This is a genomic window from Streptomyces sp. NPDC047853, from assembly GCF_043204535.1.
Taxonomy (GTDB): domain Bacteria; phylum Actinomycetota; class Actinomycetes; order Streptomycetales; family Streptomycetaceae; genus Streptomyces.
Genome location: NZ_JBIDCI010000027.1, coordinates 18872 through 39861, shown reverse-complemented (window position 1 = coordinate 39861; position 20990 = coordinate 18872). Strand labels below are relative to the sequence as shown.

The window sequence follows — 20990 nt, the reverse complement described above, 5'->3', positions numbered from 1 at the left end:
GTTAACGACCGCTTACTTCAGGAAATGCCCCGGCCGGTCCGCCGGCCCTCGATCCCGGCGCTCCGCCCCGAAGATGGTCCGAACCATTGACCCCACTGGTCTAGTCCTCCTACGGTGACGGACCGAACGCATTACCGCGTTCATGCCAATCGGCGCGCGTTTCCCTCTTCCCCCCACGAGGAGACACCCGATGCACGTCCCGCACCTCCCCCGCGTCCTCCCCCACGCCCGGCCCCGCTCACGCCGGAGGGCCCCCGTCCGGGCCCTCCTCGCCGCCCTGTGCTCCGCGGCGCTCGGCGCGGGCCTGCTGGCCGGCGCGGCCACGACCACCGCCGCGGCCGCCCCCGCGGCACCCGCGCCGCGGGCCGCCGCCGGTTCCAAGGTCGTCGGCTACTTCACCGAATGGGGCACCTACGACCGCAAGTACCACGTCAAGAACATCGAGACGTCCGGCTCCGGTGCCGAACTGACCCACATCAACTACGCGTTCGGCAACGTGACCGGCGGCAAGTGCGCCATGGGCGACGCCTACGCGGCGACCGACCGGGCGTACACGGCGGCCGATTCCGTCGACGGCGTCGCCGACACCTGGGACCAGCCGCGGGGCAACTTCAACCAGCTGCTCAAGCTGAAGAAGAAGCACCCCGGTCTCAAGGTCCTGTGGTCCTTCGGCGGGTGGACGTGGTCCGGCGGCTTCGCGGAGGCCGCGAAGGACCCCGCCGCGTTCGCCCGGTCCTGCCACGACCTGGTCGAGGATCCCCGGTGGGCCGAGGTCTTCGACGGGATCGACATCGACTGGGAGTACCCCAACTCCTGCGGGCTGAGCTGCGACACCAGCGGCCGGGACGCGTTCCCGAAGCTGATGAGCGCCCTGCGCGCCGAGTTCGGCTCCGGCAACCTGCTCACCGCGGCGATCACGGCCGACGCGACGTCCGGGGGCAAGATCGACGCGGCCGACTACGCGGGAGCGGCCCGGTACGTCGACTGGTACAACCCGATGACGTACGACTTCTTCGGCGCCTGGGACGCCGCCGGCCCGACCGCTCCGCACTCGCCGCTGACCTCGTACTCCGGTATCCCGAAGCCCGGTTACCACTCGTCGGCGACCATCGACAAGCTCAAGGGCCTCGGCATCCCGCCCTCGAAGCTGCTGCTCGGGATCGGGTTCTACGGCCGCGGCTGGACCGGCGTCAGCCAGGCGGCACCGGGCGGCACCGCCATCGGCCCCGCCAAGGGGACGTACGAGAACGGCATCGAGGACTACAAGGTGCTGAGGACCAGCTGCCCGGCGACCGGCACGGTGGCCGGTACGGCGTACGCCAAGTGCGGGAACGACTGGTGGAGTTACGACACGCCGCAGACCATCGCGACCAAGATGGCGTACAAGGACCAGCAGGGGCTGGGCGGCACCTTCTTCTGGGAGCTGAGCGGTGACACCGCGAACGGCGAGCTGATCAGGGCGATCGGCTGACCTGACCCACGGGGGGGGCGGAGGGGCGGGGGCCGGCTCGGGTCTCCGCCCCTCCGCTGTGCGCGTCAGGCGTCCCGGCGGGCGGCGGCCGGGGCCGGGCAGGCGGGGTCCAGCTCCTCGATGGCGCGCAGGGTGCCGCCGAGCGACTTCACCAGCAGGTCACGCATGGTTTCGCGGGGCAGGCCGGGGCGGCCGATCCAGTCCAGGGTGGCGCCCTCGACGCCGCACACCCAGGAGAGCAGGCCCATGCGGGCCAGCGGTCCGACGTCGGAGCGGCCGTACGCCCCTTCGGCGATGGTGGCGACGATCACCTCGCGCACCCCGTCCCGGACGGCGTGCACCTCGGCGTCGAAGCCGACTCCGCCGCTGACGATGGTGCGGTAGGCGGCCTGGTGGTGCTCGGCGTAGCGCAGATAGCCGTCGATGGTGCGGTGGACGCGGTCCACCTGCGGCAGTTCGGTACCGCCCGCCGCGGTCGTGACCAGCTCGGCCACGGAGTCCTGGATGATCGCCAGGTAGTAGCCCCGCTTGGACTGGAAGTAGTAGTAGATCAGCCCCTTGGCGACATGCGCCTGGCGGGCGATGTCGTCCATCGAGAGCGCGTCGTAGGACGTGTCGGCGAACAACCTGCGCCCGATGGCGATGAGTTCGGCCCGGCGTGCCAGCGAACGCTCGGTGCCGCGCGCCCGGGGGCGGGCGTCGGCACGCTGTTGACTGATGTTCAATTTCGACCCTGGTTTCCTACGGGCAGCGGGACTTCCGCAGTATGGCAGGTCGAATCGTGGGCCAGGTCACACCCGGGTCACGTCACAGCAGGCCCAGCTGGACCACGAGCATCGCGACCACCACGACGAGGGTCCAGCCCATGACGTGTTCGAGGACCTTCGGGCCGTCGTCCTTGGGGCCGCCGGTACGGACACGGGCGGCTGTGGCGGTGTGTGCGGTCATGGCTACTCGCTGATCTCGGAGTTCGGTGGACTCCCCCCGCCTCCCGCCGAGGGCGACCCCCGCGGTGACGCTGTCCACCTTGCCACCGCTGGCGGCATATGTGGCGGAGACCTTGCTCACAGCGGACGGCCCCCGGCGCCGATCCCACGCTGCCGGGGGCCGTCGTCGCGGTGCGGTCAGAGCACGCCCACCGCCGCGAGCGCCTTGCGCTGGCGCGGACTCGGGTGCGCCGGGAAGTACAGGTAGCAGACGCCGCCGGTGCCGGAGACGACCTTGCCGCTCGCGTTGTAGCGCTTGGTGCGCAGCCAGATGTTCTCCCACTCGCGCCGCCGGTAGACGCGGCGCACGGCCTCGTTGTCGTCCGAGGCGGGGTCGTTGGCGATCACGTCGCCGTCGGCGGTGAAGCCGATCACCGTCATCAGGTGCCCCGACGTGCCGTAGCCGGCCCCGGTCAGCTCCTCCTCCAGGAAGGACTGGGACGTTATGGCCGGGATGCCGGCCGCGATCAGCGTCTCCAGGTCGGTGAGGGAGCCCAGGCGGGTGACCACGCCCTGGAGCCCCTTGAAGGTGGCCGCGTAGGCGGCGTTGAAGGGCCAGTTGCCGCAGCCGGCGTACTGGTGGTCGTACGTGTACCGGGCCGCGTGGCAGACCTGCGGGTCGGCGTAGGACGGGTCGACCCAGGCGAGCTGCTCGGCGGTGAGCCGGCCGCCCCAGTACTCGATGATCATCTGCGAGGAGGTGGGGCTGCACCAGGCCTCGCCCCCGTTGTCGTACTCGGGGTACTGACCCTTGTGGATCTCCTGCGAGTAACGCGGGACGCTCAGCTCCTGGGCGAGGCCGGGAGCGGAGGCCGGGACGGTGAAGCGGTCGGGGATGTCCGAGCCCATCGCGCCGAGCCGCCAGACGGTGGGCGTGGTCCTCGTGCCGGGGCGGCGGTAGAGGGTGAGCCTGAGCCGGTAGGAGACCAGGCGCAGCCCCGTGGAGGCGTCGTCGACGGCGAAGGTGTCCGTCCAGACGCTGCTCTTGCCGTCGCCCTGGTCGTCGACCGAGGTCCGCTTGATGTCCTGGTCGCCGGCCGCCCAGCGGCCCATCACGTACCAGGGGGTGTCCGTGCCGTCGGAGTAGCTCCCCTTCAGTTCGACCTGGAGCCAGGTGCCGCTCGGGGTGTGCGCGTTCCAGGAGGCGATGACCTCCGTCGAGGGCACGGCCAGCCGGTGGACGGGCGAGGTCCAGGTCGCGTACTCCCAGGCGGCGGTGGTGCCGGTGTGCGGGTCGGTGTAGTCGGCGGTGCCGGCCGGGGCACCGATCACCACACCGGGCCGGGCGCCCGCGACCGCGCGGGCCCCTTCCGCGGACCCGCGCCGCCAGTCGCGGAACGTGGTCCAGGCCCGGTAGTCGACCTGCCGGGCGGGAGTGCGCTCGCGTTCCGACGGGCCCTCGTCCGCGGCGGGCGGGGCTGCGGCGGTGGCCGGACCCGCACTGCCCGCCACGGCGGCAACCACGGCTGCGGCCAGGACGGTTCTGCGGGACGGCTGTTCGGCTCTGCTCATGGGTGGAAGACCCCCAGGTGTCCGAGTCGGGCGGGTCCGTTGCACGGTTGTGCGCCAACTATGGCCGCAGGAACCCGGTCCTGCCAGCACTTCTCCGCACGCCGCGCCACGAATATTGGTGTCGACCAGTGGCGTGCCCCGGTGGCGTGCGTCGCGGGGGCGGCCGAACCGGACGCGGGGCCCGGGCGGGGCGCGGGACCCGAGCCACACACCAGACCCCGACGAGGCGCAGGACCCGAGCCACACACCAGAGCCCGACGAGGCGCAGGACCCGAGCCACACACCGGACCCCGACGAGGCGCGGGACCCGAGCCACACACCGGACCCCGACGAGGTGCGGGACCCGAACCACACACCAGACCCCGACGGCGTGCAGGGGCCGGCCGCCGGCCGGACGCACGCCACGGACGGGCGCGGCTAGAGTGCGGGGGACGTCGTCCGTTCCCTCGCGCAGCCCAGGATCCGCCATCCACGCCCTCGCAGCCCTGCTCCGCCGGCTCCCACCCTCCTGCGGACCCGTGCGTCTGGTCGGCGTCGACGGGCACGCCGGCTCCGGGAAGTCCACGTTCGCCGGACGGCTGGCGGCCGAGCTGGGCGGCGCCCCGGTGCTGCGGCTCGACGACATCGCCAGCCACGACGAACTGTTCGACTGGACCGGTCGGCTGCTGAGCCAGGTGATCGAACCCCTGGAGCGCGGCGACCTCGCGCACTACGCCCCCTACGACTGGCGGACCCGGCGCTTCGGAGCGCCCCGCCCGCTGCCGCCCGCCCCGGTGGTCCTCGTGGAGGGCGTCGGCGCGGGCCGCGCGGCGCTCCGCCCCCACCTGGCCCGGCTGGTCTGGATGGAGCTGCCGCGCGAGGAGGCGTGGGCGCGCGGCAGGGCGCGCGACGGCGCGGAGCAGCGGACGTTCTGGGACGGGTGGATCCCCGCGGAGCGCCGGCACTTCGCCGACGACCCCTCGCGCCCCTTCGCACACCTTCTGGTGCGCCAGGGGGAGAAGGGGTACGAGATGCTGCCGGGTCCCGCGGGAACCACCTCTGAGGCGCACTTTTTCACGCAGGGTGACGGACCCTCCGCAATGTGCTGAACTCGTGAAGATCGCCCCGTCGCAACCTGCCGGAGTGCCTCAACTTCGCTTGACCCAGGGGTCGTACAGGTCTTACGTTCTGGATGTGCGGCCGTTCGGTGCCGCCGACAGACGCGAAGCCCCCGATTGTTCCCCCGTGATCGGGGGCTTCGTTCTGCCCCGAGCACGTTTTCCGGCTGCTGCGCGAGGCGATCCGCTCACCCTCCGTCACCGTCCGGCGCGTGCCCCGGCCGTGCCCGCCTCGCGCAACGGCCTGCCCCGGCACCCTTCGGAGGACAGACCCCCGCGGGTACGATGCCCACGGTGCGACCTACGGGCGGTTGCCGCGCGCACCTTGCAACTCCGGTCCGCGGTACACCCGTTGACCGAGGCGGTCGGCGGGCGACGGCTCGTCGGCATACCGACGGGGGCACGGTACGTGGGGGACGGGATGGACTTCGGCACGAGGGGCCCCCAGGCCCCGGCCGACCTCGCCTGGCTGCGCGGCGTGGACGCCTACACCATGGGGGCCTATCCGCAGGCCGAGGAGGAGTTCCGGACCGCGGTGCGCATCGACCCCGCGATGGCCGACGGCTGGCTGGGACTGCACGCGCTGCGCGTCGACACCACGAACGCCCTGCTCAGGATGTTCCGGCACCGGGAGCGCTTCGGCGAGCAGCGTGCCCGCCATCGCCGCACGCTCAACTCCTGGTACTGGCTGGGCTGGTGGGTGCAGCCCGTACTGGAGAGCCCCCGCGACCTGCTGCTGGCGCACGCCTCCCACTGGCTGGACGGCCGCCACGTCCCGGAGCTGGACCGGGCCCTGGCCGGGTTGCCGCCCGTGGACGCCGACCCCCAGGTCCGCTTCCTGCACGCCTGCCGTGCCTACCTGGTCAAGGACTGGGAGCAACTCGTACGGCACACCGACCCGCTGCTCGGCGATCCCCTGCTGGGTATCGAGGCCGGCCTGTTCAGCGGCATGGCCCGCGTGCGCCTGGAGATGTACGGACAGGCCGAGCCGCTGCTGTCGACGGCTCTGATGCGCTGCCGCAGCGAGCAGCCGCAGCGCAAGGAGCTGCGGTACTGGCTGGCCCGGGCCCACGAGGGAACGGGCCGCAGTGCCGCGGCGCTCCCGCTGTACCGGGCCGTGCACCGCGTCGACCCGGCCTTCATGGACACCTCGGCCCGGCTGGCGGCGATCGCCGAGGGAGACGGTTACGACGACACCGGCGATCTCACCGGACTCGCGCAGGCCGGCACGGGACCGGACGGGCTGGACTGCGCCGACGGACTCGACCCCCTCTTCGGCGCCGAGGAACGCGGCCTCAAGCTCTCCGTCCCCGAGGTCCCCGAGCCCCCGCCGGGCGCCCCGCTGCCCTCGCTGAGCGGCCCCGCCGTGCGCGAGCGGACCGACGGGCCGCACTCCTCCCTGCCCACCGGGCCCACCGATCCGGCCTTACTGGAGGAGGCGCTCGCGGAGCTGGAGCGCATGGTGGGTCTGGAACCGGTGAAACGCCAGGTCAAAGCCTTGTCCGCGCAGCTCAACATGGCACGGCTGCGGGCCGGCCAGGGGCTGCCGGTCCAGCCGCCCAAACGGCATTTCGTCTTCTCCGGCCCCTCCGGCACCGGCAAGACCACCGTGGCCCGCATCCTGGGCCGGGTCTTCTACGCCCTCGGCCTGCTCGGCGGCGACCACCTCGTGGAGGCGCAGCGGGCCGACCTGGTCGGCGAGTACCTCGGCCAGACCGCCGTGAAGGCCAACGAGCTGATCGACTCCGCGCTCGGCGGCGTCCTCTTCGTCGACGAGGCCTACTCCCTGTCGAACTCCGGGTACGGCAAGGGCGACGCCTACGGCGACGAGGCGCTCCAGGTGCTGCTGAAGCGGGCCGAGGACAACCGCGACCACCTCGTCGTCATCCTCGCCGGCTACCCGGAGGGCATGGACCGCCTGCTGTCCGCCAACCCCGGGCTCTCCTCCCGGTTCACGACCCGCGTGGACTTCCCCTCGTACCGGCCGCTGGAGCTGACCTCGATCGGCGAGGTGCTCGCGGCCGAGAACGGGGACGTCTGGGACGAGGAGGCCCTCGACGAACTGCGCTCCGTCGCGGGGCACGTGGTGGACCAGGGATGGATCGACGAGCTGGGCAACGGACGCTTCCTGCGGACGCTGTACGAGAAGAGCTGCGCGTACCGCGACCTGCGCCTGTCGGTGTATCCCGGCTCGCTGACCCGGGACGACCTGGCCACGCTGCGGTTGCCGGACCTGATGCAGGCGTACGGGGAGGTCCTCTCCGGGCGGGGGCCGCAGGACCCGGCGGGCCCCTAGCCGGCCAGCGTCACCTCCCGGTGGGCCGGGTCGCGCACCTCCCCGACCAGGAGTTCCAGGACGTCCTCCAGGGCGACCACGCCGAGCACCCGTCCCGACGCGTCCGTCACCTGGGCCAGGTGGGTCGCCGCGCGACGCATCACGGTGAGGGCGTCGTCCAGGGGCAGTTCGGGGCGGAGGGTGGTCATGGGACGCCAGAGGTGCTGGGGGACGGCACGCTCCGAGGTCTCGAGGTCCAGGACGTCCTTGACGTGCAGGTACCCCATGAAGGCGCCCTTCTCCACGGCGACCGGGAAGCGCGAGTACCCGGTGCGGGCGGTGAGGGCGACGATCTCGCCGGGTGTGACCGACGGGCTGACCGTCACCAGCGACTCCCGGGCGAGGAGCACGTCGGTCACCGGACGGGAGCCCAGCTCCAGGGCGTCCTCCAGGCGTTCCTGCTCCTCCGGGTCGAGCAGTCCGGCCTGGCCCGCGTCCCCCACCAGCCGGTTGAGCTGCTCGCTGGTGAAGACGGCCTCGACCTCGTCCTTGGGCTCCACGCGGAACAGCCGCAGGATGCCCTGGGCACAGGCGCCGAGCGCCGCGGTGATCGGCCTGCACAGGCGGGCGAAGGCGACCAGGCCGGGGCTCAGCCACAGCGCCGCCTTCTCGGGGGCGGCCATCGCGAGGTTCTTCGGGACCATCTCGCCGATGACGAGGTGGCAGAAGACGACCGCGGCCAGCGCGATCACGTAGCCGAGCGGGTGGATCACCCCGTGCGGCAGGTGCATCCACGCGAAGACCGGCTCCAGCAGGTGCGCCACCGTGGGTTCGGCGACCGCGCCGAGCGTCAGCGAGCAGACGGTGATGCCGAACTGGGCGGCGGCCATCATCTGCGGCAGCCGCTCCAGGCCGTACAGCACCTGACGGGCGCGAGCGGTGCGAAGGGGCTCGATCTGGCTGCGGCGCACCGAGACGAGCGCGAACTCGGCGCCGACGAAGAAGCCGTTGGCGAGCACCAGCAGCGCGGCGAAGAGGAGTTGCAGGACGCTCATCGGGCGGCCTCCAGCACGGACACCGGAGCCGTGCGCACCAGGCGTATCCGCTCGGCGCGGTAGTGGCCGACCTGCCGTACGGAGAGCCGCCAGCCGGGCAGTTCGGCCCGGTCGCCGACGGCCGGGATACGGCCGAGCAGGTCGGCGACGAGCCCGGCCGCGGTCTCGTACGGGCCCTCGGGAGCCTCCAGGCCCACGCGTCGCAGGGCGTCGACGCGGCAGCTTCCGGCCACGTCCCAGGCGGGCCGGCCGTCCTCCGGGGCGGCGGCGGCGAGTTCGGGGACGTCGTGGCCGTCGTGCTCGTCGCGGACCTCGCCGACGATCTCCTCGACGATGTCCTCCAGGGTGACGACGCCGGCCGTGCCGCCGTACTCGTCGACGACGACCGCGATGGGCTGCTCGCTGCGCAGGCGGGTCAGCAGCGGCCGGACGGGCAGGGTCTCGGGGACCAGCAGCGCCGGGCGGGCGATCCGGTCGGCGGGGGTCCGCAGCCGGTCGGGCGCGGGGACGGCGAGGGCGTCCTTGAGGTGGACCATGCCGACGATCTCGTCGATCTTCTCCCGGTAGACGGGGAAGCGGGACAGACCGGTGGCACGGGTCAGGTTGACCACGTCCTCGGCGGTGGCCGAGGAGTGCAGGGCGCTGACCTTCACCCGTGGGGTCATGACGTGCTGCGCGGTCAGTCCGCCCAGCGAGAGGGTCCGTACGAAGAGGTCCGCGGTGTCCTGCTCCAGGGCGCCGGCCCGGGCGGAGTGCCGGGCCAGGGAGACGAGTTCGCCGGGGGTGCGGGCGGAGGCCAGCTCTTCGGTGGGCTCGATGCCCAGCGCGCGGACCAGGCGGTTGGCGACGGCGTTCAGCGCGGCGATCACCGGGTGGAACACGCGGGCGAAGGCGTGCTGCGGGCCCGCGACGAAGCGCGCCACCTGCAGCGGCTTGGACACCGCCCAGTTCTTGGGCACCAGTTCGCCGATCACCATCTGCACCGCCGAGGCCAGCAGCATGCCGACGACGACCGCGACGCCGGGTACGGCGCCGTCGGGGACGCCGATCGCCGTGAACGGGCCGTCCAGCAGCCGGGCGAGCGCCGGTTCGGCGAGCATGCCGACGACGAGGGAGGTGATCGTGATGCCCAGCTGGGTGCCGGAGAGCTGGAAGGACAGCTCCTTGAGGGACTCGACGACCCGGCGGGCGCGTCGGTCGCCGCCGGCGGCCGCCTGCTCGGCGTCCGGCCGTTCGACGGTCACCAGGCCGAACTCGGCGGCCACGAAGAAGCCGTTGGCGAGGATCAGCAGGAACGCGGCTGCCAGGAGCAGCAGGGGGGTGGTCATGATGCCGCCGCCTGTGAGGGGTCACAGCAGGGGGCGGCGCAGGTACTGCAGGACGGTCCGTCCATCGCCGGAGGGGGTCACTCCTCGGGTAGCGGGGTCCCCCGCGCACCGGGCGGAGCGACAGGGGTGAGGACGCGACGACCGCGTCCTCGTTCCCAGATTAATCACGAAAAGGGCGCCCGCGGCAGGGGCGCCGCGTCCGCTTCAGCCTCGCGGCGTCTCGGACGCGCCGCGGGACCGGGCCTCGACGAGGGCGCGCAGCGCGCGGGCGTCGTGGAGGGCGCGCTCCCGGGCGATGCCCGGCTGGATGCCGAGCGCGGGCAGGCTGGTGCCGTCGCTGAGGTCCAGGAAGGCCCAGGGGTCGCCCTGCCTGAGGTTGACCCGCACGATCTCGGCCCACGCGAGGCGCCGCTTGGTGGTGAGGTTGACGACGGTCACCCCGGCGTCGTCGGCGACGACCCGGGGTCGGGCCAGCAGCAGCACGACGCCGGCCAGGAGGAGGCCGGTCAGCGCGAAGCTGAGCCTCTCCCCCGGGCCGAGGCCGTTCAGCAGCAGCCCGACCGCCGTGATCGCCGCGAAGGTGATGACGGCGAGGACGGTCAGGACCGCGCGGGTGCGCCCCGGTCGGAAGGTCACCGGCAGGGCGGGCAGGTCCGGCGTGGTGTCGGGCATGGTGTCGCTCCGGGTCGTGCTCAGAGACGGCAGGCGTGGATGGCCGTGGTCAGGATGGCCCGGGCACCGATCTCGTACAGGTCGTCCATGATCCGCTGGGCCTCCTTGGCGGGGACCATCGCGCGGACGGCGACCCAGCCCTCGTTGTGCAGCGGGGAGACGGTCGGGGACTCCAGGCCGGGGGTGAGGGCGACGGCCTTCTCGAGCTGCTCCACCCGGCAGTCGTAGTCCATCATCACGTACGTCCGGGCCACCAGGACGCCCTGGAGGCGGCGCAGGAACTGCTGCACCTTGGGCTCGGTGGTCGCGTCGGGCTCCGCGCCGGAGCGGCGGATCACGACGGCCTCGGACTTCATGATGGGCTCGCCGAAGACCTCCAGGCCCGCGTTGCGCAGCGAGGTCCCGGTCTCGACGACGTCCGCGATGACCTCGGCGACGCCGAGCTCGATGGCGGTCTCGACGGCGCCGTCGAGGTGGACGACGGAGGCGTCGACGCCCCGGTCGGCCAGGTAGGCGGCGACGATGCCCTCGTAGGAGGTGGCGACGGTGCGGCCCTTGAGGTCTTCGACGCCGGTCGCGGTGCCGGGCTTGCCGGCGAAGCGGAAGGTGGAGCGGGCGAAGCCGAGCGGGAGGATCTCCTCGGACTCGGCGCCGGAGTCGACGAGCAGGTCCCGGCCGGTGATGCCGATGTCGAGCCGGCCGGACGAGACGTAGATCGCGATGTCGCGGGGGCGCAGGTAGAAGAACTCGACCTCGTTGACCGGGTCGACGATCCGCAGTTCCTTGGACTCGCGGCGCTGCTGGTAGCCGGCCTCATGCAGCATCTCCCCCGCGGGGCCTGACAGGGAACCCTTGTTGGGGACGGCGATGCGCAGCATGAGGTCGGCTTCCTTTGTGTGAAGGGGTGAAACGGGGGGTTCTACAGGTGGGCGTAGACGTCGTCCAGGGAGATGCCGCGGGCGACCATCATCACTTGGACGTGGTACAGCAGCTGGGAGATCTCCTCGGCCGCCGCCTCCTTGCCCTCGTACTCGGCGGCCATCCAGACCTCGGCGGCCTCCTCGACGACCTTCTTGCCGATGGCATGGACCCCCTTGTCCACCAGCTCGGCGGTGCGGGAGGTGGCGGGGTCGCCGCTTGCGGCCTTGTGCTGGAGCTCGGTGAAGAGCTCCTCGAAAGTCTTCTTGGACATGGTGGCGCCCACTTTACGCGTAGTGCCGGGCGGCCTAGCGCCACGGTTCGGATACTGAGCGGAGCGTGGCCGCCGTGGCGACGGCCGCGGTCACCGCCTCGTGGCCCTTGTCCTCGCGGGAGCCCTCGATGCCGGCCCGGTCCAGCGCCTGCTCCTCGGTGTCGCAGGTGAGGACGCCGAAGCCGATGGGAACGCCGGTCTCCACGGAGACCTGGACCAGGCCCTGGGTGACGCCCTGGCACACGTAGTCGAAGTGAGGGGTGCCGCCGCGGATGACGACGCCGAGGGCGACGATCGCGTCGTAGCCGCGGCCGGCGAGGACCTTGGCCACCACCGGGAGCTCGAAGCTGCCGGGGACCCTGAGCAGGGTCGGCTCGTCGATGCCCAGCTCGTGCAGGGCGCGCAGGGCGCCGTCGACGAGTCCGTCCATCACCTTGTCGTGCCACTGCGCCGCGACGACGGCGACCCGCAGGTCCCCCACGTTGCGTACGGTCAGTTCCGGTGCGCCCTTGCCGCTCATGTCTCTCCTGGAGTCCTTGCTTACTGGTTGCCGCAGGTGGACACGGGGGTCGTGTCCAGCCAGGGCAGGTCGTGTCCCATCCGGTCCCGCTTGGTGCGCAGGTAGCGGAGGTTGTGCTCGCCGGCCTGGACGGGCATCGGCTCGCGGCCGCTGACCTCGATGCCGTGCCGGACGAGGGCGTCGCTCTTGTCCGGGTTGTTGGTCATCAGGCGGACGGAGCGCACGCCGAGGTCCGTCAGGATCTGGGCGCCGGCGCCGTAGTCCCGGGCGTCGGCGGGCAGGCCGAGTTCCAGGTTGGCGTCGAGGGTGTCCCGGCCGCGCTCCTGGAGTTCGTAGGCGCGCAGCTTGGACATCAGGCCGATGCCGCGTCCCTCGTGGCCGCGCAGGTAGACGACCACGCCCCGGCCCTCGGACTGGATGCGGTCCAGGGAGGCGTCGAGCTGGGGGCCGCAGTCGCAGCGCTGGGAGCCGAAGACGTCGCCGGTGAGGCATTCGGAGTGGATGCGGACCAGCACGTCCTCGCCGTCGCCGATCTCGCCGTGCACGAGGGCTACGTGCTCGACGCCGTCGACGGTGGAGCGGTAGCCGTACGCCGTGAACGCGCCGTGCCGGGTGGGGAGGTGGACCTCGGCCTCGCGGCGGACGGTCGGTTCCGCGCTGCGGCGGTAGGCGATCAGGTCCTCGATGGAGATGATCGTCAGTCCGTGCTTGCGGGCGAAGGGGATCAGCTCGGGCAGCCGGAGCATGCGCCCGTCCTCGCCGGCGATCTCGACGATGGCGCCGGCCGGGCGCAGGCCCGCCAGGCGGGCGAGGTCGACGGCGGCCTCGGTGTGGCCGTTGCGGACCAGCACGCCGCCGGAGCGGGCACGCAGCGGGAAGATGTGGCCGGGGCGGACCAGGTCGGCCGGCTCGGCGGTGCCGCTCGCCAGGAGTTGGAGGGTGGTGGCGCGGTCCGAGGCCGAGATGCCGGTGCTCACGCCGTGGGCGGCGGTCGCGTCCACGGAGACCGTGAACGCGGTCTTCATCGACTCGGTGTTGTCGTCGACCATCTGGGGCAGGCGGAGCCGGTCCAGTTCGTCGCCCTCCATGGGCGCGCAGATCAGGCCACGGCACTCGCTCATCATGAAGGCGACGATCTCCTCGGTCGCCTTCTCGGCGGCGACGACGAGGTCGCCCTCGTTCTCGCGGTTCTCGTCGTCGACGACGACGACCGGCCGGCCGGCGGCGATGTCGGCGATGGCCTGCTGGACGGGGTCGAGGAGCAGGTCCTCGGGTCCGTCGGGGCTGTAGAGGATGGGTGCCGTGCTCATGCGGGCGCTCCTTCCGGGACGGGCCGCGCCGCGGTGCGGGAGCGCAGCCACCAGTCGCGCAGGCCCCACAGGACGAGCGCGCCGTAGATGACGTAGACGAAGCCGGAGAAGGCGAAGCCGTTGGCGAAGTTCAGCGGGACGCCGACCAGGTCGACCAGCAGCCAGGCGAACCAGAACTCGACCATGCCCCGGGCCTGCGCGTACATGGCGACGACGGTGCCGACGAAGATGTACGCGTCCGGCCAGGGGTCCCAGGACAGGGTCGGGAAGGCGGTGAACAGGCCGCCGACCGCGAGGGTGCCGACGGCGGCGGCGCCGACCAGGGCGCCGCGCTCGCGCCAGGTGGCGAACCGGACGGCGATGGAGCCGTCCTGGCTCTGCCGCCGGCCGCGGTTCCACTGCCAGAAGCCCCAGGCGGCGACGACCATGACGACGATCTGCTTGCCCGCGCTGCCGGAGAGGTGGGCGGTGGCGAAGGCCGTGAAGAGGACGAGCCCGGAGACGAACTGCACGGGCCAGGTCCAGATCGAGCGCCGCCAGCCGAGCGCGAGACCGAGCAGCCCGATCACGTTGCCGATCATGTCCGACCACTTGATGTGCTGGCCGAAGAGCGTGAACGCCTCGGAGTTGAGCCAGTTCACCGGGCGTCTCCCTGTCCGGTGTGGCCGCCGAGCAGGCGCTCGACGTACTTGGCGATGACGTCCACCTCGAGGTTGACCGGGTCGCCGGGCTGCTTGTGGCCGAGCGTGGTCAGGGCGAGGGTGGTCGGGATGAGGCTGACGGTGAAGAAGTCGGGGCCGGCCTCGACGACGGTGAGGCTGATGCCGTCGACGGTGATGGAGCCCTTCTCCACGACGTAGCGCGCGAGGTCCGCGGGCAGGGAGATCCTGACGATCTCCCAGTGCTCGGAGGGCTTGCGCTCGACGATCTCACCGGTGCCGTCGACGTGTCCCTGCACGATGTGCCCGCCCAGGCGGGCGCCGACGGCGGTGGGGCGCTCCAGGTTGACGCGCGAGCCGGTGGCGAGGACGCCCAGGCTGGAGCGGTTCAGGGTCTCCGCCATCACGTCGGCGGTGAACTCGTCGCCCTCGTGGTCGACGACGGTGAGGCAGACGCCGTTGACGGCGATGGAGTCGCCGTGTCGTGCCCCTTCGGTCACGACGGGGCCGCGCACGCGGAAGCGACAGGCGTCGTCCAGGGTCTCGACGGCGGTGATCTCGCCCAGCTCTTCGACGATTCCGGTGAACACTTCCCGGGTCCTCCTGCCTCTTCGGGCACGGACTCCGGGGCTGTCGAGGAACGACAGAGATCGCGAGCGAGGACACCGGGAGCGACGCCGGACGGGACCCGCCCGTCAGGGGCGAGCCCAGAGGTCGGCGGCGCGCACGCATGCTCGCCCGCCGCGCACTGCCTCCCATCCGGACTTTAACCGTCGGTCCAGGAATTTCACCTGGTCAACCGGTCGCTGGAGGCGACCGGGTCGCGGACTGTAACCGCCGGTTCGGACTTTCACCGACCCCGGAGTGCGCTGCTTCTGGTACAGGGCCAGTCTGCCACGCCCGCTCGCGGTCCATGCGAACGGAGTGTGTGGAGTGGCTCACAGGACGCCGCGCGCGAGCGCCGCTCGAGCCGGCGCCGCTCCGCCAACCCCGCCTTTCCGCCCGCACCTTGCAATTGGTCCATACCTATTGACTCACTGGTCTAGTCCTCTTAATGTCTGCGCAACTTCCGTGGAGAGGAACCGACTGTGCCTTCCCCCTCACGCTCCAGAACGCGCCGCGGAGCGAGACCGGCCCTGTTCGCCGCGGCCGCCGCCGTCGCCGGTCTGGTCCTCGCCGGCCTTCCCGCGACCCCCTCGCACGCCGCGGACCAGGAAAGCTGCCGGCCCGACGGGCTCTACCGGACCCCCGGCGTCGACGTCCCCTACTGCTCGGTCTACGACTCCGCCGGCCGGGAGAAGATGGGCACCGACCACCCGCGCCGGGTGATCGGCTACTTCACCGGCTGGCGCACGGGCAAGGACGGCAAGCCGGCGTACCTGGCGTCCGACATCCCGTGGGACAAGATCACTCACATCAACTACGCCTTCGCGCACGTCGACGGGGCCAACCGGCTCTCCGTGGGCCCGGACGGCGAGAAGAACACCGCGACCGGCATGACCTGGCCCGGGGTGGCGGGCGCCGAGATGGACCCGGGCCTCCCCTACAAGGGCCACTTCAACCAGCTCACCAAGTTCAAGAAGCAGCACCCGGACGTCAAGACGATGATCTCGGTGGGCGGCTGGGCCGAGACGGGCGGCTACTTCGCGGCCGACGGCTCGCGCGTGGACTCCGGCGGCTTCTACTCCATGGCGACCAACGCCGACGGCTCCGTCAACCAGGCGGGCATCGACACCTTCGCGGCCTCGGCGGTCGACTTCGTCCGGAAGTACGGCTTCAACGGCGTCGACATCGACTACGAGTACCCGACGACGATGAAGGACGCGGGCAACCCGCTCGACTGGTCCTTCGCCAACGGCCGCCGGGCCGGGCTGGTCAAGGGGTACGCGGCGCTGATGAAGACGCTGCGCGAGAAGCTCGACCGCGCGGGTGCCGCGGACGGCAGGCACTACCTGCTCTCCGTCGCCGCGCCGTCCTCCGGGTACCTGCTGCGCGGCATGGAGACCTTCCAGGTCCAGAAGTACCTGGACTACGTCAACATCATGTCGTACGACCTGCACGGCGCCTGGAACGAGCACGTCGGGCCGAACGCCTCCCTCTTCGACGACGGCAAGGACTCCGAACTCGCCGCCGCGGGCGTGTACACCACCTCCCAGTACGGCGGCATCGGCTATCTGAACACCGACTGGGCCTACCACTACTTCCGCGGCTCGATGCCGGCCGGCCGCATCAACATCGGCCTGCCGTACTACACGCGCGGCTTCAAGAACGTCACCGGCGGCACCGACGGGCTCTGGGGCAAGGCGCCCGCCACGTCGTGCCCGGCCGGTGCCGGGCTGACCAAGTGCGGTGACGGCGCGGTCGGCATCGACAACCTGTGGCACGACCTGGACACCGCGGGCAAGGAGTCGCCGGCGGGTTCCAACCCGATGTGGCACGCCAAGAACCTGGAGAAGGGTGTCGTCGGCGACTACGTCACGGACTACGGCTTCCCGGCCACGACGAAGCTGACCGGGACGTACGCCCGCAAGTACGACGCCACCCTGGTCGCGCCCTGGCTGTGGAACGCGGAGAAGAAGGTGTTCCTGTCCACCGAGGACGAGCAGTCGGTGCGCGCCAAGGCGGACTACGTGGTCGACCGCGGCATCGGCGGCACCATGGTCTGGGAGCTGGCGGGCGACTACGCCTGGGACGCGGGCAAGGGACAGTACGTGCCGGGCTCGACGCTGACGGACACGATGTACGACACGTTCAAGTCGGCCTCCCCCTACGGCGCCGAGCGCGCGACGATCGACATGCCGGCCGAGGCCGTCGACGTCGACGTGGAGTTCGGACAGTTCCCGCTCGGCGACTCCAACTACCCGATCAGTCCCAAGCTGAAGATCACCAACAACACGGGGACGGCGCTCCCGGGCGGTACGGAGTTCCGGTTCGACTACGGGACCTCCGCGCCCGGCAACGCCAAGGACCAGTCCGGCTGGGGAACCTCGGTGATCCGCAGCGATCACACGGGCGGCAACGTCGGCGGCCTGAAGGGCGACCACCACCGCGCCTCGCTGAAGCTGCCGGCCTGGCAGTCGCTGGCACCGGGCGCGTCCACCGAACTGGACCTCGTGTACTACCTGCCGGTGTCGACGCCGTCGAACTGGACGGTGACGTTCGGCGGGAAGACGTACGCCCTGGAGGGCGACCTCGCACGGGGGACGACCCCGGTGGAGCCCGGTACACCGACGCCGACGCCGACGCCCACGCCGACGGGCACCGGTTCCCCGAGCCCGAGTCCCAGCCCCACCGGCGGCACCGGTTCGTGCACGGCGCCGGCCTGGGACGCGGCCACGCCCTACGGCGGTGGCATCACGGTGTCCCACACGGGGCACTCGTGGAAGTCCAAGTGGTGGACGAAGGGCGAGCGGCCCGGCACCACGGGTGAGTGGGGCGTCTGGCAGGACCTCGGCGCCTGCTGACCCCGGCAAGACCGGCCCGGCGGCGGTGACGAAGGCCCTTGCCCGCCGCCGGGTCTCCTCAGGTCCCCCGCCGGGCTTCTGGCAGGGTGAGACGCAGGACGACCGCGCTCGCCGAGGAGTTCGAACGCCACCGACCGCGCCTGTTCGGCCTGGCCCACCGCATGCTAGGTTCCGCGCACGAGGCCGGGGACGCGGTCCGGGACGCCTGCCTGCGCTCCGGCGGAGCCGACCGGGCGGGCATCCACCAGCCCGCGGCCCGGCTCGCCACGGTCGTCACCCGCCTGCGCCTCGACCGTGTCACCTCCGCCCGCGCCCGGCGGGAGACCTACGTCGGCACCTGGCAGCAGACCGGTCGCCGAGGTCCGCGGCGTCCCGGGGCGGGCCCGCCGCCGGCCTCCGTTCACGAGCCGCCGCGGACTATCGCTCCTGGGGTGCGAACAGGTCGTCCTGGGCGCGGTCGCGGGCGGTCAGCAGGGCCCCGCGCAGCACGGCGCCGCCGCCCAGCGTGCTGGCCCGCACCTCGGTGGCCAGCGGCGACATCCGGGTGAGGCGGTGCTGGACGCGGGTGGCCAGCGCGTCGGCGCCGGCCCGGCCGACCTCACCGGCCAGCACCACGCAGCCGGGGTCGAGCACGGAGACGACGGCGGCGGCGCCGAGGGCGACCCGGTCGGCGAGCGCGTCGAGGAAGCGCGCGGCGACCGGGTCCGTGCCGGACCGGCGCACCGCGTCCCGTACCAGCGCGGCGGCGTGCTCCTCCGGTTCGGGTTCCTCCCCGGGTGCCGTCAGCCCGTGGTCCGCCGCGAGGGCGGCGACCGCCGCGGCCCCGGCCACGGAATGGAAGCCACCGTCGCAGTCGGTGGCCGACGGCAGGCCCGAGGTGCCCGGCACCGGCAGGAAGCCGATCTCGCCGGCGCCGCCGGACACGCCCCGGCGCAGGGTGCCGTCGAGGACGATCGCGGCACCGATGCCGAGGCCGAGCCAGAGGAGGACGAAGGTCTCCCGGTCCCGGGCCGCCCCGTCGCGCTGTTCGGCCAGGGCGGCCAGGTTGGTCTCGTTCTCGACGTCGACGCGCGCCCCGGGGAACGTCTCCCGCAGCGCGGCCATGAGCCGGCGGTGCCACTCGGGCAGCCCGGTGGAGTCCCGCAGTTCGCCGAGCGCCGGGTCGATCAGGCCGGGCGCGCCGATGCCGACGGTGTGCAGCCGGACGGCGCCGGCCTCCTTCGCCGCGCGCTCGACCAGACCCACCGCCTGCTCCACCGCGGGACCGGTCCCGGTGTCGTCGCCGATCGGCACGGACCCCTCGGCGAGCACCCTGCCGAGCAGGTCGGACACCAGTACGGCCACGCTGTCCGTGCGGACGTCGAGGGCGGCCAGGTGGGCGCGGTCGGCGACGATGCCGTACAGCTTGGCGTTCGGCCCGCGGCGCTGCTCGCCGGACTCCCCGGCCACCTCGATCAGGCCGGAGACGGTGAGGCGTTCGACGAGGTCGGCCACGGTGGGCCGGGACAGACCGGTCAGCTGCTTCAGCTGCCCCGCCGTCAACGGGCCCTCCTGCTGGAGCAGGCGCAGGGCGAGCCGGTCGTTGATGGCCCGGGCGGTGCTCGGGGATGCGGGCATGCCGGGATCCTTCCAGATCGGCGGCGCGGTGGCGCGCGCCGGTGTCCCCTATCTATCAGGCAGGGTTCCTGATAGTTTACGCGGCGCAGCGACGCCAGGGGGCGAGTCTGCCGAGTGGACCCGACGAAGGGGGCAGGGGAATGAGCACAGTGGTCTACGCGCCGCGCGAGGTGAGGCGCGCCCGGTACGCCGTGGCGGCCGTGTTCGCCGTGCACGGCGCCGTCACCGGCTCGTTCGCGACGCGCGTGCCGTGGATCCAGGACCACGCCGGGGTCAGCGCGGGCCAGTTGGGCCTGGCGCTCGCCTTCCCGGCGCTCGGCGCCTCCGTCGCCATGCCGCTGGCCGGCAGCATCAGTCATCGCTTCGGCGCCCGCACCGCCCTGCGCGGACTGCTGGCCCTGTGGACGCTGGCGCTGGTCCTGCCGTCCCTCGCCCCGAACCTGCTCACCCTGTGCCTCGCCCTGTTCGTCTACGGCGCCACCGCGGGCATGTCGGACGTGGCGATGAACGCGCTGGGCGTCGAGATCGAGAACCGGCTCGACAAGTCGATCATGTCGGGGCTGCACGGCATGTGGAGCGCGGGCGCCCTGATCGGCTCGGCGGCCGGCACCCTCGCCGCCCACCTGGGCTCGGACGCCCGGCTGCACCACGTGCTGGCCGCCGGGGTGCTGACCGTGGCGGGCCTGGTCGCCTGCGCCTGGGTGCTGGACCTCCAGCCCGCCGAGGACGAGGACCCGCCGCCGCGGTTCGCGCTGCCCCCGAGGTCGGCGCTGCTGATCGGCGCCGTCGGGTTCTGCGCGGTGTTCGCCGAGGGCGCGAGCCTGGACTGGTCCGCGGTCTACCTGCGGGACGAGTTGGGGACCTCGGCCGGTCTGGCGGCGGCCTGCACGACGGGCTTCACGCTCACCATGGCGCTGGCCCGGTTCGCCGGCGACAAGGTGGTGGACCGCTTCGGCGCGGTGCGCACGGTCCGGGTGAGCGGTGTGCTGGCCGCGCTCGGCGGTCTGCTCATCGTCCTCGGGGGGCGTCCGGCGGTGGCGATGGCCGGCTTCGCGCTGATGGGCCTCGGCATCGCCGTGGTCGTGCCGTTGTGCTTCGCGGCGGCCGGGCGCGCCGGCTCCAACCCCAGCCTCGCCATCGCGGGCGTCGCCACCATCACGTACACCTCGGGCCTGGTCGCGCCGAGCGCGATCGGCGGCCTGGCCGAGCTGACCAGCCTGGTGGTCTCCTTCGGCCTGGTGACCGTGCTGACCTGCTGCCTGGTGCTGTTCGCCAAGGTGCTGCGCGCCGGGGACCGGGACCGGGCGAAGATCAGTCCGCCGAGCGCAGCAGTGCCCGACCGGCAGCCCTGAAGGTGTCGCTCCACGGCGCCGGACGCAGCGTCGCCGAGTCCAGCCTGACCAGCACCCGGGTGCCGCGGGCGTAGGTGGTGGCGCCGTCCGGGGAGCAGAACCGGAAGCCGTACGTCAGCCCGGTCCTGCCCAGGCGCTCCAGCCAGAGGTGGACGGCGTACGCGCCCGGCCGGGTGACCGGCGCCTCGTAGGTGACGGTCAGCTCCTTGACGGCGTTGCAGGCGTCGCCGGCCGCCGCCCAGTCGCCCTCGAAGCGGAAGCCGTACTCGGTCCACAGCTCGGTCCAGGCCCGTTCGACCAGCACGGGGTAGCGGGCGTTGTGCAGCAGTCCGAGGGCGTCCAGATCGTCGAAGTGGACGGTGACGGGGACGAGCCGGCCGTACCGCGGGGCGGACAGGGCGGGGGCGGTGGGGACTTGGGCGGACACGGCGGACTCCAGGTGGCGCGGGGGTACCGACGAACGGACGATCCCCTCCATCC

Annotated in this window: 19 protein-coding genes, 1 pseudogene and 1 riboswitch; of the genes and pseudogenes, 6 read left to right on the top strand and 14 right to left on the bottom strand. The window is 72.4% G+C overall.

The features are described from left to right. Positions 1 to 190 precede the first annotated feature (190 nt). Positions 191 to 1471 (top strand): glycoside hydrolase family 18 protein, encoded by a 1281-nt coding sequence (locus ACGF5T_RS32805; protein WP_366768058.1) that lies wholly within the window; start codon positions 191 to 193, stop codon positions 1469 to 1471. Between the two features lie 65 nt (positions 1472 to 1536). On the opposite strand, the gene ACGF5T_RS32800 is transcribed toward ACGF5T_RS32805, so the two are convergent. From ACGF5T_RS32800 to ACGF5T_RS32790, 3 genes are all read right to left on the bottom strand, one after another. Further along, positions 1537 to 2196 (bottom strand): TetR/AcrR family transcriptional regulator, encoded by a 660-nt coding sequence (locus ACGF5T_RS32800; protein WP_366768057.1) that lies wholly within the window; start codon positions 2194 to 2196, stop codon positions 1537 to 1539. An 82-nt stretch (positions 2197 to 2278) separates the two neighbouring features. Beyond that, positions 2279 to 2419 (bottom strand): SCO1431 family membrane protein, encoded by a 141-nt coding sequence (locus tag ACGF5T_RS32795; protein WP_356605592.1) that lies wholly within the window; start codon positions 2417 to 2419, stop codon positions 2279 to 2281. Between the two features lie 176 nt (positions 2420 to 2595). Further along, entirely contained in the window at positions 2596 to 3969 is a 1374-nt protein-coding gene (locus ACGF5T_RS32790; RefSeq protein WP_366768056.1) for a peptidase C39 family protein, read from the bottom strand. 467 nt (positions 3970 to 4436) lie between these two features. Here ACGF5T_RS32790 and ACGF5T_RS32785 point away from each other — a divergent pair, with 467 nt between their 5' ends. Both ACGF5T_RS32785 and ACGF5T_RS32780 read left to right on the top strand, forming a co-directional pair. Then, positions 4437 to 5057, top strand: a complete 621-nt coding sequence (locus ACGF5T_RS32785) for a hypothetical protein (RefSeq protein WP_356606199.1) — start codon at positions 4437 to 4439, stop codon at positions 5055 to 5057. 430 nt (positions 5058 to 5487) lie between these two features. Then, positions 5488 to 7362, top strand: coding sequence for an AAA family ATPase (locus tag ACGF5T_RS32780; protein WP_361012237.1), 1875 nt, complete (start codon positions 5488 to 5490; stop codon positions 7360 to 7362). On the opposite strand, the gene ACGF5T_RS32775 is transcribed toward ACGF5T_RS32780, so the two are convergent. The 9 genes from ACGF5T_RS32775 to ACGF5T_RS32735 form a co-directional block, all read right to left on the bottom strand. Continuing rightward, positions 7359 to 8396 carry a hemolysin family protein gene (locus ACGF5T_RS32775; protein WP_356605598.1) on the bottom strand — a complete coding sequence of 346 codons (1038 nt, stop codon included), beginning with the start codon at positions 8394 to 8396 and terminating at the stop codon, positions 7359 to 7361. The two genes, ACGF5T_RS32780 and ACGF5T_RS32775, sit on opposite strands and share 4 nt — an antisense overlap. Continuing rightward, positions 8393 to 9724 (bottom strand): hemolysin family protein, encoded by a 1332-nt coding sequence (locus ACGF5T_RS32770; protein ID WP_366768055.1) that lies wholly within the window; start codon positions 9722 to 9724, stop codon positions 8393 to 8395. Before ACGF5T_RS32770 ends, ACGF5T_RS32775 begins: the two co-directional genes overlap by 4 nt. 204 nt (positions 9725 to 9928) lie before the next feature. Further along, a complete protein-coding gene (locus ACGF5T_RS32765) occupies positions 9929 to 10396 on the bottom strand; it encodes a PH domain-containing protein (RefSeq protein ID WP_356605602.1) in 468 nt (155 codons plus the stop codon). A gap of 20 nt (positions 10397 to 10416) precedes the next feature. Continuing rightward, a complete protein-coding gene (hisG, locus tag ACGF5T_RS32760; RefSeq protein ID WP_356605604.1) occupies positions 10417 to 11274 on the bottom strand; it encodes an ATP phosphoribosyltransferase in 858 nt (285 codons plus the stop codon). A 41-nt stretch (positions 11275 to 11315) separates the two neighbouring features. Continuing rightward, positions 11316 to 11588, bottom strand: coding sequence for a phosphoribosyl-ATP diphosphatase (locus ACGF5T_RS32755; protein ID WP_356605606.1), 273 nt, complete (start codon positions 11586 to 11588; stop codon positions 11316 to 11318). A gap of 34 nt (positions 11589 to 11622) precedes the next feature. After that, positions 11623 to 12108 carry a 6,7-dimethyl-8-ribityllumazine synthase gene (gene ribH / locus ACGF5T_RS32750; RefSeq protein WP_356605608.1) on the bottom strand — a complete coding sequence of 162 codons (486 nt, stop codon included), beginning with the start codon at positions 12106 to 12108 and terminating at the stop codon, positions 11623 to 11625. Between the two features lie 20 nt (positions 12109 to 12128). Then, positions 12129 to 13418 carry a bifunctional 3,4-dihydroxy-2-butanone-4-phosphate synthase/GTP cyclohydrolase II gene (locus tag ACGF5T_RS32745; RefSeq protein WP_366768054.1) on the bottom strand — a complete coding sequence of 430 codons (1290 nt, stop codon included), beginning with the start codon at positions 13416 to 13418 and terminating at the stop codon, positions 12129 to 12131. Further along, the gene (locus ACGF5T_RS32740) at positions 13415 to 14059 is read right to left on the bottom strand and encodes a nicotinamide mononucleotide transporter family protein (protein ID WP_356605612.1); all 645 of its coding nucleotides are present in this window, start codon (positions 14057 to 14059) and stop codon (positions 13415 to 13417) included. The genes ACGF5T_RS32745 and ACGF5T_RS32740 overlap by 4 nt, the downstream gene beginning before the upstream one ends. Next, the gene (locus tag ACGF5T_RS32735; protein ID WP_356605614.1) at positions 14056 to 14667 is read right to left on the bottom strand and encodes a riboflavin synthase; all 612 of its coding nucleotides are present in this window, start codon (positions 14665 to 14667) and stop codon (positions 14056 to 14058) included. The genes ACGF5T_RS32740 and ACGF5T_RS32735 overlap by 4 nt, the downstream gene beginning before the upstream one ends. A 151-nt stretch (positions 14668 to 14818) precedes the next feature. After that, a riboswitch (FMN riboswitch) is annotated at positions 14819 to 14949 on the bottom strand. Between the two features lie 216 nt (positions 14950 to 15165). Between ACGF5T_RS32735 and ACGF5T_RS32730 the strand changes: the two genes are divergently transcribed. Both ACGF5T_RS32730 and ACGF5T_RS32725 read left to right on the top strand, forming a co-directional pair. After that, a complete protein-coding gene (locus ACGF5T_RS32730; RefSeq protein ID WP_366768053.1) occupies positions 15166 to 17541 on the top strand; it encodes a chitinase C-terminal domain-containing protein in 2376 nt (791 codons plus the stop codon). Between the two features lie 86 nt (positions 17542 to 17627). Then, positions 17628 to 17840, top strand: a pseudogene (locus tag ACGF5T_RS32725) (sigma factor); the annotation flags it as partial. A gap of 118 nt (positions 17841 to 17958) precedes the next feature. Here the strand turns inward: ACGF5T_RS32725 and ACGF5T_RS32720 are convergent. Beyond that, entirely contained in the window at positions 17959 to 19158 is a 1200-nt protein-coding gene (locus ACGF5T_RS32720) for an ROK family transcriptional regulator (RefSeq protein ID WP_361012249.1), read from the bottom strand. A 140-nt stretch (positions 19159 to 19298) separates the two neighbouring features. Here ACGF5T_RS32720 and ACGF5T_RS32715 point away from each other — a divergent pair, with 140 nt between their 5' ends. Continuing rightward, positions 19299 to 20510 (top strand): MFS transporter, encoded by a 1212-nt coding sequence (locus ACGF5T_RS32715; protein ID WP_356605620.1) that lies wholly within the window; start codon positions 19299 to 19301, stop codon positions 20508 to 20510. Here the strand turns inward: ACGF5T_RS32715 and ACGF5T_RS32710 are convergent. Continuing rightward, complete coding sequence (locus ACGF5T_RS32710) at positions 20470 to 20937, bottom strand: thioesterase family protein (RefSeq protein ID WP_356605622.1); 468 nt, start codon at positions 20935 to 20937, stop codon at positions 20470 to 20472. The genes ACGF5T_RS32715 and ACGF5T_RS32710 overlap by 41 nt on opposite strands. Between the last annotated feature and the right edge of the window lie 53 nt (positions 20938 to 20990).

What these genes read in the sequence shown, in the direction of transcription:
- ACGF5T_RS32805 (WP_366768058.1), top strand. Translation starts at nt 191, where the DNA reads ATGCACGTCCCGCACCTCCCCCGCGTCCTCCCCCACGCCCGGCCCCGC.
- ACGF5T_RS32795 (WP_356605592.1), bottom strand. Translation starts at nt 2,419, where the DNA reads ATGACCGCACACACCGCCACAGCCGCCCGTGTCCGTACCGGCGGCCCC.
- ACGF5T_RS32790 (WP_366768056.1), bottom strand. Translation starts at nt 3,969, where the DNA reads ATGAGCAGAGCCGAACAGCCGTCCCGCAGAACCGTCCTGGCCGCAGCC.
- ACGF5T_RS32780 (WP_361012237.1), top strand. Translation starts at nt 5,488, where the DNA reads ATGGACTTCGGCACGAGGGGCCCCCAGGCCCCGGCCGACCTCGCCTGG.
- ACGF5T_RS32775 (WP_356605598.1), bottom strand. Translation starts at nt 8,396, where the DNA reads ATGAGCGTCCTGCAACTCCTCTTCGCCGCGCTGCTGGTGCTCGCCAAC.
- ACGF5T_RS32770 (WP_366768055.1), bottom strand. Translation starts at nt 9,724, where the DNA reads ATGACCACCCCCCTGCTGCTCCTGGCAGCCGCGTTCCTGCTGATCCTC.
- ACGF5T_RS32765 (WP_356605602.1), bottom strand. Translation starts at nt 10,396, where the DNA reads ATGCCCGACACCACGCCGGACCTGCCCGCCCTGCCGGTGACCTTCCGA.
- hisG (WP_356605604.1), bottom strand. Translation starts at nt 11,274, where the DNA reads ATGCTGCGCATCGCCGTCCCCAACAAGGGTTCCCTGTCAGGCCCCGCG.
- ACGF5T_RS32755 (WP_356605606.1), bottom strand. Translation starts at nt 11,588, where the DNA reads ATGTCCAAGAAGACTTTCGAGGAGCTCTTCACCGAGCTCCAGCACAAG.
- ribH (WP_356605608.1), bottom strand. Translation starts at nt 12,108, where the DNA reads ATGAGCGGCAAGGGCGCACCGGAACTGACCGTACGCAACGTGGGGGAC.
- ACGF5T_RS32745 (WP_366768054.1), bottom strand. Translation starts at nt 13,418, where the DNA reads ATGAGCACGGCACCCATCCTCTACAGCCCCGACGGACCCGAGGACCTG.
- ACGF5T_RS32720 (WP_361012249.1), bottom strand. Translation starts at nt 19,158, where the DNA reads ATGCCCGCATCCCCGAGCACCGCCCGGGCCATCAACGACCGGCTCGCC.
- ACGF5T_RS32715 (WP_356605620.1), top strand. Translation starts at nt 19,299, where the DNA reads ATGAGCACAGTGGTCTACGCGCCGCGCGAGGTGAGGCGCGCCCGGTAC.